The organism is Longibacter salinarum (genome assembly GCF_002554795.1).
Lineage (GTDB): Bacteria > Bacteroidota > Rhodothermia > Rhodothermales > Salinibacteraceae > Longibacter > Longibacter salinarum.
Genome location: NZ_PDEQ01000001.1, coordinates 101510 through 114325, shown reverse-complemented (window position 1 = coordinate 114325; position 12816 = coordinate 101510). Strand labels below are relative to the sequence as shown.

Below are 12816 nucleotides of genomic sequence, written 5' to 3'. Positions count from 1 at the left end.
CCGTACGTGGTGAGGAGACTGCTCATTGCGACCGTCAGCGCACCCCTATTCCGTTGTAGATACGATACCGGCGCAGATGCGACACGCCGTCACCCCGGGCGTCCACGACCCGCTCGCTCGTTTCTGACATGGTGCCCTCCTCTACTCGGCGCGTCCTCTCGTTGTAGGCACTATACGAGTCTAGTTTTTCCGGGGAAGTTCCCCTTGTCGAGGTTTCTATCTTGGGTTAGAGAAGCATGCACGGAAGTCCGAGTGATGCGTCCAGCCGTTCTGCGTCTTGTCGCGATCCCTACTTCTGCTTGCTGAACATGATCGCCATGCCGATGAAATGCGATGTATTGGGCGTCGTGGTGTTTGAGACAAATGTTTCGATCGTGCATGTTTGCGTGCCGTGCGGAGGTTCAAATGAAGCACCGACGGCGTTGCTAGACCTGAACTCGTCTAACACCCTGTAATTGTTGCACGTGATCGTCATCTTCACGACCGACGCCTGCTCCGAGGCAATCGAGTGGATGTAATACGTATTCCCGCCGTAGAACGGACGTTCGTAGCTGAGTTTGTTCTTCCCGATCCGACTCTCCGAGACCTGATAGTCCCCGGATCCGCTTCCTACGGTGCCCGAGACGATATCGGAGAGCTCTTTTGCTACGTATGCATAGTCGCTGTTTGTATTCTGGGCCTGGCTCGCCGTCGGGTCGAGCGCGAACACCAAGAGAAGGATTGTAGCCAGTACGGATGATTTCACGGTCTGTCGTATAAATGTTCGGGGGCGGGCGTTGTGCGCGTGATCGTCTCGCAATCAAAGCTAATTGCTTCGAATCGAAGTCCGGCGTGATGCGAACCACGTGGGGTTACACACGCAAGTTAGCCCCACGTCAGAACATAACCGACGCACACTCCCGTGGCGCTGATGAGCGGCATGATTACGTTCGACTCCAATCTCACGGCAGGAAATATAATCATCGAGGCCCACTTTGCCACTGGAAATGCGTTCTGCCCCGGATATCTACCTCCTCAACACCCACATTCAGCCTCGTGAGGCCCGATCTCGTGCCGCTGCACCGGTCAACGTTGCGTCCTGTCTCGCAGACCCTGGTAAGCACGCCCGTCGTCGGGTCATCAAGATCTTTACGGCGGAGATAGCACGACAAGACTACCAGGGAAGCCTATTGTCGGGCGGTGCACCAATTCTTTGACTCTGTATCTACTCGGGAGCTGACGCTTAAAGCCATTGAGCCGATCCTTCGCGTCTCCCGGTAACAGAATGGCGGGAGATGGTACCCGCTAACACTCACCTGCCCTCCTCCCTCAAAGCCGAAACCAGGTCCCGTGGATGCTGCGGACAGAGCGGCCCGCTGGCAAAAGCAGATTCGTTTCGCGTCACCACGATATCGGCCCCGCCTCCACGCCTGAGGCAGTCAGATATGCATCCTCGAAGTCGGCCCCGCCCTGTTCGATCGCCGCACGAAGCGCGCGTCTTTTCCGTTCGACTACTCCGTTCGGACAGACAACCGCTGATAGGCTGCTTCGAGGATGGACGCTAAAACGCTCGCATACGACATCCCCGCAAAGGCTGCTGCTTCAACGAGGTGACTATCCCACGACCAGCCCGGATTCGGATTAACCTCCAGAAGGTGAGGGATGCCCCGTGCGTCGAGCCGCCAGTCGAATCGCGCGTAGTCGCGGCACTCGAGCCGGGCGAAGAGGCGATGGCTGTCCCGCCGAATCCGGCCCGCGACCGCCTCGGGAAGCTGAGCGGGCACAGCGGTCACGTCCGTCCAATAGGGAGATTCAGGTACCCATTTCGCTTCATACCCGCTGAAGGGGGGTGATCCTTCAGGGAGACTGCTGTAATCGTCTTGGCTGATGGGGAGCGACAAGAACCCACTCGCCGGGTTTCCGATGACCCCGTAGGTGAGATCAGCGCCGGTGAGAAACTCCTCGATCAGTAGCGGTCGCGTGTTTCCTACCTGGTCCCAAACCGACGCAACGGCGGCGCGAAGCTCGTCGCGATTTCGGGCTATGCATCGATTCGTCATGCCCATACTGTTGTCCGCCGCGTTCGGCTTCACGATGACCGGGTATGATAGATCTGTATCCGCAGCGCGTAGAACGGTCTGCAGGACGGCCTCCGAAGAAAGGTAGAAGCCTCGAGCTACCCGGATGCCCATCTCGGAGGCGACGCCTCGGACAATCGACTTGTCGTAGCAGTGTGCTAGACACTGGGGCCCGGCTCCCGTGTATGAGAGGTTGAGCAACTCCAAAACCGCCGGTACATGCAACTCTTGCCTCGGAACGTTGCGGAGGCCCTCGTCGCACAGGTTGAAAACAAGGTCTACACTCGGGCCGAAGATCCGGAGATTCTCGAGAAGGCGATCATGCTCGTCCAGATACATAAATTCGTACAGATCCAGTTCGCTCAGTGCTGCGCGCAGGCGCTCCAGCACCTCGAAATCGTCGTCGTCGAAGATGCCGCCGAGTTTTGTTTCGTCCGGCAGACGCGGATCCCCGAGCAGGACGGCCACAAAGCGACGCGGTGACCCACCTCTGCCCGGGGGCGGACCGGACCGGACGAACCAAGAGGGAGACTTAGAAAGCATCGCCTGCACCTCCTTCGATGCCTTGCGGGAGCCATCCCGGTCTGACGAGGGTTTGCTGGGCGACATCTGACCGTTTCCGGTCGCGAGCCGCGTCTGCGGCGAGGACGCCGAGCACGCGGTAACGAGAAAGCGGTGTTGCATGAGGCCCAGATCGTCGCCACGGGACGACTCGCCCTTCATCGGGATGATCGTTGCGCCGCGAAAGCCTGACGCATCGAGGACCTCCAAGATTTGACGGCGCCCGTAGAGGCGTTCGGCGTAGAAGCGGTCCTCTTCAATGCCCCGACGGATGTCGACCACGATCTCTCGGACGACGAGTCGGCGCCCGTCCACCAACTCTCGCTCGCGACAAACCAGGTGATGATCGCCGACCCACTCCCACGAACGAGGGTGAAACGAAGCGCGCGTGTGATCACCATCGGTCAGGTCGAGGACCACGCGGCCGCCGGGACGAAGAATGCGGGACACCTCATTCAGCACCCGGCGGTCATCCTCTTCTTTCTCGAAGTATCCGAAGCTGTTTCCGAGAAGCAAGACGGCATCAAAGCTGGCGGCACCGAATGGGAGGTCGCGAGCGTCTCCGAGGGCAAAGGGAATGTCGATGCCTTCGTTGCGCGCGGACGACCTCGCAACCTCCAGGAGGTACTCGGACTGATCGAGCCCGGAGATCTTCCGAAACCCGCGCCGGGCCAGTTCCAGCGCATGACGACCGTGGCCGCAGCAAAGATCTAGAACCACGTCGTCCGTCCCGAGCCCGGTGTGGTCGAGCAGATGATCCACTTCTCGGGCCGTGATCGCGGGCGTGAGGACGTCCGCATCCGTAAAAAGATAGGTCTCGTCGAATAAGGTCCGCCACCAATCAGAGGGGACGTGTGGACCCAGACGCGGAACTGGGCCACCCGGTGCGGCTTCGTCCGGGTCCGAAACAGCCGGATCAGAGGAGGTCATGGTCGGTGAACTGGATCCGAAAAAAGGACGCTCGGAAAATGAGCAGGCTCGAGAATTGAGAATCCGTTGGGATTCTGTAGCCCACAGCACGGGAGACCGAGGCCCCGGGAAAGGGCCCGCCGTATCAGGGATGCGCGTGCTACCGTATCAAGAAAGAGCGCGCGCGGTAGCCGGTCGTAATCTTACTCTCGCATGTTCGACCGGGCAAAACGTAGAGTGCTTGTGCGAGAACTCAGTGGTCTGGATGTAAGGGAAACGAGAGGGCCCGTGGCCAATAACCGGCGCAGAAACGAGGGCGGCGGGACACATGATGGATGCTACCCGCACAAGACGGCGCACTTCAGAACGGAAGAGCGTCCGATCGATGCCGACGCATCTCCGTGTCAGCCGGCTCCATCTAGACTTCCCTCCTTGGCGCATCTGACATGCACAAGCAAAAAACCCCACTGCTTTCGCCGTCTCCAGCGATTCAGTGGGGTTTCTTGGTAGCCTGCCCGGGAGGATTCGAACCCCCGACCTGCGCATCCGTAGTGCGCCGCTCTGTCCATCTGAGCTACGGGCAGAAACTGTATGTCCCGGCGGCGCATGATGCGTCGCGCAACCGGAGTATCGAGTGTACAACCCGCCGTGGTTTTTCGCAAATGAACAAGCCGTAAAAGGCGTACTCAGCGAGCCCGGCGCCGGGCCTTCCCTCGATGTCAAGCGAAACCGGAGCGGCGTGCGCTGCCGTGTCCGTTTCGTAGCATAATGCACAGCGAGAAACGGGAATTGATCCCGGAAATGCGCGGATCATGGATTGTTCACCGGATCGCTTTTCCCCGCTTCGTGGGTACCTCACAGATCCGGGCGAGAACTACGAGGCTTTCAACGCCATCGCCCCTCCGCTCACTGTGCGATATCTCATCACGCCGAGCCGTAGGAGCGTCGCTCCATGATCATGGTCAGGCATCAACGATGACACCTTTCTCCTCCGATGCTCCTTCGGGATCGAGATGGAAGAAGTGATTCGTCGGGCCGTGGCCGCTGCCGAGGTCCAGCGAGTTGCGGATCGCGGCCGTCACATAGCGCTTTGCTCGCTCAATGGCATTGCCGAGGTCCCATCCCTGCGCAAGATTCGCTGCGATCGCACTGGCGTACGTGCAACCGGTGCCGTGGGTGTTATCCGTACGGATTCTGTCGGCGGTGAAGGTATGAAACGCGGTGCCGTCATACAGAATGTCCATCGCTTCGGCGGTCTCATTCATGTGCCCGCCCTTGACCAGGACCGAGCTCGGCCCCATCTCGAAGATCGTCTTCGCCGCCTCCTTCGCGTCGTCAACCGAGAGAATCTCTTCGCCCGTCAGGTACTCGACCTCGTGAATATTGGGCGTCGTGATCGTCGCTAGCGGAAGGAGGACCTCGCGCAACGTATCGATCGCTTCGTCCTGCAGTAGCTTGAACCCGCTCTTGGATATCATGACCGGGTCTACGATGAACGGAAACAGGTCGTGCTCCTCCACCTTCTCGGCTACGGTGCGAATGATCTCGGACGTGGACAGCATGCCCGTCTTAGTGGCCGACACATCAAAGTCTTTCGCTACGGCGTCGATCTGCGCTTTGATAATGCGCGTTGGGAGATCATAGGCCATCGTCACCGCTTCGGTATTCTGCGCGGTCACGGCGGTGATAACAGATGTCGCGAAGACGCCGTTGGCCTCCATCGACTTGAGGTCTGCCTGGATGCCGGCGCCACCACCGGAGTCACTTCCTGCAATTGAGAGTGCGACCGGCTTCGTCATTGAGATACGACCTTATTAATTTGGAATATTGATCGGTAAACGTCTCGCTTTGTTATCCACCTATCCGGCTGGACATCGGTGGTTTCTCAATCTCGACGGATCACGCATCAAACGTGCTTGCTCATCTGCGAGACCGGCGTTCACTACTCTTCGTATTGCCGGATAGACGCCAAGCGCTGGAGATACTCTTCCGCAGCGACACGCACGTCTTTCGCCTCCATCAGACCACTGAGCACCGCAACGCCGTGTGCCCCTTTACGAAGACACGGCGTTACCCGCTCCGGCGTGATGCCACCGAGAGCAAATACGGGCCTGGTAGAGACGGCGCAAACGCGAGATAGCTCGGCGAGACCCATCCCGGGGTGATCGGGCTTGCTCGACGTCGGAAAGATCGGACTGTAGAACAAATAGTCGACGATCTCTGACCGAGCACCGGTCACCTCCTGATCCTCATGTGCGGAATATCCGATGATGGCCGATGCTCCCAGACGATCTCGGGCCTCCTGAACGCCGGCCCCGTGAGATCCTGCATGGTAATCGAGTCCTAGATCGTCCGCAACGTCGAGGCGCTGATTTACGGATATGCGCGTCCCGCCTCCCTCCGCTTCAATCTGCTCGGTCAGCGAAACCGCAGCACGCCGAAAAGTCGCGTCATCCGCCTCGTGATCGCGGAGGTGAATCCACGGAACCCCGGCCCGAACGGCGTCAAAAACCCGAACCTGCCGATCCGACTCGGTAAATCGGTCTGCAACAAGGATGAGACGGGGCAGATTGTCCATTCTGAAAACCGGACGATTGATGGCGACGGAAGACACGTGGGCTGACGGCGCGAGTTACGATCCGACGCGGCCTTCCATCGAAGACGACGCTTTGGCGTAAATTCGCTCCGGTACGCGGCCGGCCTGGTATGCAAGACGCCCTGACGCCACCGCGAGACGCATCGCCCGCGCCATCGCGACGGGATGCTGCGCCTCAGCAATGGCTGTATTGAGTAGAATGCCATCGTAGCCCAGTTCCATCGCTATCGCCGCGTCGCTCGCCGTCCCGATGCCGGCGTCGACAATCAGCGGCGTGTCGGGCACGACCTCCCGGATGATGCGCAGGTTGTACGGGTTGACGATTCCCATGCCACTCCCGATGGGCGAGCCAAGTGGCATCACGGCGGCGCACCCCATGTCCGCCAGCTTGCGGCAGGTGATGGGGTCGTCGTTCGAGTACGCGAGCACCGTGAAGCCGTCGTCGATCAATTGCTTGGCGGCCTTGAGTAGCTGCTCCACGTCCGGCATCAGCGTCTCGTCGTCGCCGATCACTTCAAGCTTGATGAGATCGGTGTCGAGGGCCTCGCGGGCCAGTTGCGCGACGAGAACGGCTTCTTTTGCGGTGTAGCAACCGGCCGTGTTCGGAAGCACACGGTACCCACCTTTCCGGATCAAATCGAGGTGACTCTCCGGGGCTGGACTCTGAACATTGACCCGGCGGATCGCCACGGTGACGAGCTCAGCGCCCGACGCGTCAATAGCGTCCATCATCACCTGCGGGTTCGGATACGAGCTCGATCCGATCAACAGGCGCGAGGAATACGCGTCGTCGCCAATGCGCAGGAGGTCTTCCTGCTGGGCGGCAGCATCACGCTCGGGCTGAGCGTCCGTATCCGTGGCGGCAATCTCAGACATTGGGTCGTTCCGGTCTCTAATCAAAAAAGGTTGGCCCTGCACACGCTAAACGAATATCGCAACATCAGCCGGGCAGAGCGTTTGTTTGCGAGCAGTCATCCTCCCTGCTGGGCGGTAATGACCTCGACGGTATCTTCTTCGGAGAGCGTAACGTCCGCCCAGTCCTGCCGGCGAATCACGCTCTCGTTGATTGCGACAGCCACACCGGTCGCCGTCTCCACGTCAACGTTCAGGTCGTTGAGCAACTCCGTCAGGGGATATCGCTGCGGCACGGATCGGGGGGCGCCGTTGACCGTGATTTCTACCGTTTCGGTGTCGGAATCCGTGGTGCTCATGCTGAGGCTTGCGGGATCGATTCGGAAAATCGGGCGGGGGAAAACGGCTCGATCCAGCGGGATGTTTCTCCTGTTTCGATCAGTCGAGCGACTTCCTGAGCCGTCACCGGAGCCAGCAGAATGCCGTGTCGGTAATGCCCGGTCGCGTGGATTACACCGGGCGCTCCGGATCGGCCTAGAATCGGCGCATGATCGCGGCTCGCAGGTCGCAACCCGGCCCACGTTTCGTCGACCGACAGATCGTAGACGCCCGGCACGACCTCCCAGGCGCCTTCGAGCAGGTCATATAACCCACCGGCCGTCACGTCTGTGTCGAAGCCCATTTCCTCGCTCGTCGCGCCAATGACCAACCGACCGCTGGACTTCGGAGCCAGGTACGCATCGGGCCCGCGGATCACGTGCTCTAACGCGAAGGGGAGTTTCATTTGAAGCTGGACCATTTGCCCCTTCACGGGGCGCACGGGTGGAGGACCGCCCGGCTCGAGCCCGTCCAGCTGCCGGGACCAGACGCCCGCTGCAACAACGACCTCGCGCCCGCTTACCGTCTCGCCCTCCTCTGTCACGACGGCCGGACTCTCCGCATCCGGACAGATTCGATCCACCGGCGTATGCTCTCGTAGGTCGCCTCCCTCCGCTAGGAACGCATCCCGCAGTGCCTCAAGAAGGAGGCGGTTATCAACCTGGTGATCCGACTCCACCCAGATGGCCGCTGAGACGCGCGGACCGACAAAGGGCTCTCGATCGCGTGCCTCGTCACCGGTAAGCCAGTCGACGTCCAAACCCTGCTCCTGCTGAAACTCGTACAGCCGACGGATGCGCTTCGTGCTGTCGGGGTCGTCTGCGACGATCAGGGTGCCGTCGTCCCGATAGTCCACCGATTGACCGCTCGACGCCTCGACCGCGGCAGCGAAGTCCGGCCAACGGCGAAGGCTCTCCCGGTTCAGGTTGTACAGCTCTCGCTCCTCGAATCCGATCTCCGTATCTGGCGCGAGCATGCCCGCGGCCAGCCACGAGGTCCCACGTCCGGCCCGGTCTTTTTCAAAAATCGTGACCGGCACGCCCGAGCGAAGAAGTTCAAACCCGGTCGACAGGCCTACCACGCCACCACCGACGATCAATACCGAATCAGCCATTCCGTACAGGAGCGCATGTGAAAGGGTCGTGGGATAGGAACGGCACTCTCGCGAAAAGGTGTCGATCAACAAGAGGTTGCCCCGTGATTTTGGGGAAACTCCGTCGGATCCGCGTCTTTCGCTACGGATGATCGAATCCTCGACGGGATCGACTCGTCTTTCTACCGACGGTTCTCTGATCTGCTTGACACTTCACGTGGTCTGATGGCTCGCCCGATCCTCATTGCCGGTGCCGGTATCGCCGGGGCCTGTGCTGCTTTCGAACTCGCCCGGCACCACGACGGACCGGTCCATGTTTTCGAAGCCGATCAACCCGCTGCCGGAGCCTCCGGAGCGGCGGCCGGACTCGTCAATCCCCTCATGGGTCGTCGTGCACGCCCGGTCTGGCGTCTTCCGCAAGCTCTCGACGCCGTCGACCGCATCCTGCAGGACGCTGGGTGTGAGCATCTGCTCGAGGGCAACGGCGTCCTTCGCCCGACCGTAGAGCCGGAGCAGGTCGACTCGTTTCAGAACGCCGCCGCAGCTCACCCAGATCTCGCCGAGTGGCTTTCCGAAGACGCCGTCCGCGAGAAGGCGCCGGACATCCGGACCTGCGGCGGCGGGCTCTTCATCCGCCGGGGCGGCGCCGTCGATGTGGCCGCACTGGTTCGAGCGATTCTCGATGCCGGCAAGAAGCACGGCGTCAAGCTTCATACGTCGTCTCGTGCGCTCTACTGGTCCGAGCAGCAGGACCATGTCCTCCTCGAGGTGGAGCAGGCTGACTCGGACGAGCACGTGATCAAAGAATATGAGGGCGCCTACCTCCTTCTCTGCCTCGGTCAGGGATACGTGAATGTGCCGGAACTCACGAACCTGGCCCTCACCGGCATCAAGGGTCAGACCGTGCACGTCCGCCGCCCGCCCGAGAGCGGCGACGGACCGCTGCTTCCCCTTTCCGGGCGCGGCTATATCGTGCCGAACGATGACGGGACCCTCATCCTCGGAAGCAGCTACACCCACAATTTCGACTCCCTCGATCCTGACCCGGATGAGACGGCGTACATCCTGAAGAAAACATCGCATATGCTGCCCGGCCTACAGGAGGCTGAAATCCTCGGGGTGACCACAGGCGTTCGGGTCAAGCACGCCAACTCGAATCTTCCGATCGTCGGTCCCCTTCCCGGGCGCAGGCGCATCTGGACGTTCACCGCGCTTGGGTCGAAAGGACTTCTCACAGCGCCCATGCTCGCCCACGAACTCCCCGGCTATCTACAGAACCCGTCGATCATCCCGCTTGACGTGGAAATGCCCGACCTCCTCACCTGAGGCGGACTTGACAATCTGGAGACGTTTGCCCATCAGCAGCTCTCACCCACGAACGAAGCCCGTGTACTAACGGTAGTGATGCCTGTCAGGTGACTCAGGTTCTCGTTGAACGGTGAAGGTACTTCTCTATGGAATACGATGTAATTGTGGTCGGCGGTGGTCTCGCCGGATGCGCGGCCGCCACGCACCTTGCCGAGGCCGGTCATCGGGTTGCTGTTCTCGAAAAAGGATCCTTCCCCCGCCACAAGCTCTGCGGCGAATTCCTGTCGCCGGAAGTGCAGGAGGCCTTTCGTTCGCTCGGCGTACTCGATCGTGTCCAAGACGCTGGAGCCCACGAGATTGACCGGGCCTGCCTCACCTCTCCGCGCGGATCCACGTTTCGGTCCGACCTCCCGGGCATAGCGCTCGGCCTGAGCCGATATGCTCTCGACGAGATGCTCTTTGAGCGAGCCGCTACGGCCGGAGCCGACACGATCGACGGCACGCGCGTCACCGACATCTCCGGATCGCTGTCTGACGGATTCACCGTGGCCTCCTCGACGGGCGAGCGCACGGCGCGTGTCGTGCTCGGGGCGTTCGGCAAGCGCTCAACGCTGGACCGCAAGCTCGAGCGTCCCTTTCTCGACAAACCGTCCGACCTCGTGGCCTTTAAGGCGCATTATCGCGGCCCGTCGGTTCCACGGACCATCGAGATCCACACGTTCCCCGGTGGCTACTGTGGCATCTCCCATGTCGAGGATGACCGCGTCAACGTCTGCTGGATCGGCAATACGCAGTCGCTGCAAGACGCGGGTGGATCCCCCGAGGCGATGCTTAATGCCTCCCTCCGCCGGAATCCCCACCTCGATGATCGTCTCGCGTCCGCCGAGCGCGTGACCGACACGTTTTATGCTGTCAGCCAGGTCTCCCTGGAACCCAAATCCCCATTCACCAACGATGTCTGCATGATCGGCGATACCGCAGGCATGATCGCGCCGCTCTGCGGCGATGGCATGGCGATGGCGTTGACCTCGGCGGAGCTGGCAACACCCTTCGTGGACGAATACTTGCGAGGGACCCGCTCAGCAGAGTCGTTTCGAGAAGCCTACAGCCAGGCCTGGTCGGACATGTTCAGCCTCCGGATGCGGGTCGGGCGACTCGCCCATGCTGCCGCCATGCGACCATCGCTTGCAGCGGCAACGGTCGGAACGCTCCGGCTGGCTCCATTCATTGGCCGCTGGCTCATCCGCGCAACGCGTGGTTAAGGCGAAGACATTCTGTCGCCTCGTCGGAGGGCAGTGAGCGTCCGACGATCCATGCGAGACTACCTCGACGCCGCTCTGCGCAATCGATCCATCACGGCACGTCCGAGACCATTCTCAGGCACGCTCTGCGCGAACACGGCCCGGCATCCGAGCCCATCGCATTCTCTGAGAAAGTGGAACAACTCCCGCCCATACGCCTCGACGGAGGGCGCGACGTAGACCTTCGCGAACGCTGCCGGTACGGCCGGCTTGTCGACGCCAATGTATCCGTGGACGGCGCCCGCATCCGCTTCTCCCGGGTCATCCACGATAATCACCTTGGCGTCCGGCGCATAATGCCGATGCTTCGTCCCCGGGCTTTTCGGGACATCACTGTCATCCGCAACCATCTCGATGTTCGGAACGACCTCGCGAAGACGCTCAAGCGAGACGGCGCCCGGGCGTAGCACGGTCGGGACATCCGACGTGACATCGACAACGGTCGACTCGATCCCGGCATCCGTTCGGCCACCTCGCAGAATACAGGGCACGCGTCCCACGAGATCTTCGTAGGCGGCGCGCCATGTCGTTGGGCTCGGGCGACCCGACCGGTTCGCTGACGGCGCTGCGACCGGGGTGTCACACGCCTGCAGAAACTCCTGTGCGAGGGGAAGCGACGGAATGCGGACGCCCACCGTATCCAACCCAGCGGTCACGTCTCTCGGCACGCGCTCTGCGACCGGAAGCACGAGCGTGATCGGGCCGGGGGCAAACGCCTCGAGCAAAGCGTCCGCGGCCGGCGTGATGGAGCGAGCAACGGCTTCGACTCCCTCCCGATCGGCGACGTGTACAATCAGCGGGTTATCGGACGGGCGACTTTTCGCACGAAAGATTTCCTTCACCGCGTCCGCATTCAGGGCGTCCGCACCAAGACCATAGACGGTTTCGGTCGGGAAAACGGTGAGGTGTCCGTCCCGAATGTACTGAGCGGCTTCGTCCGTCGATGCGGTGATCGTTGTCTTCACGGTGTGAGCTTCTCCAGCATAATCTTTCATTCGAGGCTACTTACTTCCACGTATGCAGACCGATCCACTGCCCCTATGATCTCACGGGAAGCACACATCCTGGAAAAAACGTGCTCGACCGCGTTCGGCTGGAAATTTGCGCTGCGTCTCATTGACTTCGCCCGATCCGGGTCGTAGGCTTTGAATACGACTGCCCTCTTGGTTTCAACAGTTTCATGTCTTCGCACCTCTCCCCTCTTCCTGCCGCACCCGACAATCATCGCGACGGCGGGACCCTCGCCCCGTCTTCACCACCGGCCCTCAACGGTAAACAAATCATCGACACGATCACGTCATCTGCTCGGACCGTGCTTGAACGCCGCTTCCGCGTGCTGATGTTGGTCCGAGATGCATACGATCGTCTCATCGACGACGCACCGGCGCTACGCGCGGTTCTCGATGACCTTCACGCGATGCTCCGCCTTCTGCTGGCCTGGGCCAACTCGACGTATCGCCACGTCCCCTGGTCGGCGATCATGATGGTCGTCGGAGCCGTCATCTACTTCGTCATGCCCGTTGACCTCGTCCCGGACTTCCTCGGTCCCGTCGGCTTGATGGACGACGCTGCCGTCATTGCAACCGTCGTCCGCTCGGTTCGGGAAGAGCTGGACCGCTTCCGGGTCTGGGAAAACGGTAAATCGCTCCCCGAAGTGACGGGCATTGATGTGACGTCATAACCTCGTCCGATCGCATTCTGGGTCTGCAGCTGTGCGAACGGAACAGCCGGGTCTCTACGTGATGATCGGATCCGTTTCGT

At 61.0% G+C, this 12816-nt stretch carries 11 protein-coding genes and 1 tRNA gene; 3 read left to right on the top strand and 9 right to left on the bottom strand.

What is annotated here, in order from left to right; genetic code table 11:
- Positions 1-289: 289 nt before the first annotated feature.
- From CRI94_RS00445 to thiO, 8 genes are all read right to left on the bottom strand, one after another.
- Positions 290-745 (bottom strand): hypothetical protein, encoded by a 456-nt coding sequence (locus CRI94_RS00445; RefSeq protein WP_143815249.1) that lies wholly within the window; start codon positions 743-745, stop codon positions 290-292.
- A 745-nt stretch (positions 746-1490) separates the two neighbouring features.
- Positions 1491-3548, bottom strand: a complete 2058-nt coding sequence (locus CRI94_RS00440) for a methyltransferase domain-containing protein (RefSeq protein ID WP_098073693.1) — start codon at positions 3546-3548, stop codon at positions 1491-1493.
- Positions 3549-4037: 489 nt separating this feature from the next.
- Positions 4038-4111 (bottom strand) — tRNA-Arg (locus CRI94_RS00435).
- A gap of 378 nt (positions 4112-4489) precedes the next feature.
- The gene (thiD, locus tag CRI94_RS00430) at positions 4490-5326 is read right to left on the bottom strand and encodes a bifunctional hydroxymethylpyrimidine kinase/phosphomethylpyrimidine kinase (protein ID WP_098073692.1); all 837 of its coding nucleotides are present in this window, start codon (positions 5324-5326) and stop codon (positions 4490-4492) included.
- A gap of 143 nt (positions 5327-5469) precedes the next feature.
- Entirely contained in the window at positions 5470-6105 is a 636-nt protein-coding gene (locus tag CRI94_RS00425) for a thiamine phosphate synthase (protein WP_098073691.1), read from the bottom strand.
- Positions 6106-6159: 54 nt separating this feature from the next.
- On the bottom strand, positions 6160-6999 hold the full coding sequence (thiG, locus tag CRI94_RS00420; RefSeq protein ID WP_098073690.1) for a thiazole synthase: 840 nt from the start codon (positions 6997-6999) through the stop codon (positions 6160-6162).
- Between the two features lie 95 nt (positions 7000-7094).
- Positions 7095-7334: a sulfur carrier protein ThiS gene (gene thiS / locus CRI94_RS00415; protein ID WP_098073689.1), complete on the bottom strand. Its 240-nt coding sequence runs from the start codon at positions 7332-7334 to the stop codon at positions 7095-7097.
- Positions 7331-8467, bottom strand: coding sequence for a glycine oxidase ThiO (thiO, locus tag CRI94_RS00410; protein ID WP_098073688.1), 1137 nt, complete (start codon positions 8465-8467; stop codon positions 7331-7333). The genes thiS and thiO overlap by 4 nt, the downstream gene beginning before the upstream one ends.
- Before the next feature lie 204 nt (positions 8468-8671).
- Between thiO and CRI94_RS00405 the strand changes: the two genes are divergently transcribed.
- Both CRI94_RS00405 and CRI94_RS00400 read left to right on the top strand, forming a co-directional pair.
- Entirely contained in the window at positions 8672-9772 is a 1101-nt protein-coding gene (locus CRI94_RS00405; protein WP_098073687.1) for an NAD(P)/FAD-dependent oxidoreductase, read from the top strand.
- A 128-nt stretch (positions 9773-9900) separates the two neighbouring features.
- Entirely contained in the window at positions 9901-11016 is a 1116-nt protein-coding gene (locus CRI94_RS00400) for an NAD(P)/FAD-dependent oxidoreductase (protein ID WP_098073686.1), read from the top strand.
- Positions 11017-11075: 59 nt separating this feature from the next.
- Here the strand turns inward: CRI94_RS00400 and CRI94_RS00395 are convergent, their stop codons facing one another.
- The gene (locus CRI94_RS00395) at positions 11076-12050 is read right to left on the bottom strand and encodes an L-threonylcarbamoyladenylate synthase (RefSeq protein ID WP_098073685.1); all 975 of its coding nucleotides are present in this window, start codon (positions 12048-12050) and stop codon (positions 11076-11078) included.
- A gap of 185 nt (positions 12051-12235) precedes the next feature.
- Between CRI94_RS00395 and CRI94_RS00390 the strand changes: the two genes are divergently transcribed.
- Positions 12236-12736 carry a YkvA family protein gene (locus CRI94_RS00390; RefSeq protein WP_098073684.1) on the top strand — a complete coding sequence of 167 codons (501 nt, stop codon included), beginning with the start codon at positions 12236-12238 and terminating at the stop codon, positions 12734-12736.
- The last annotated feature ends 80 nt before the right edge of the window (positions 12737-12816 follow it).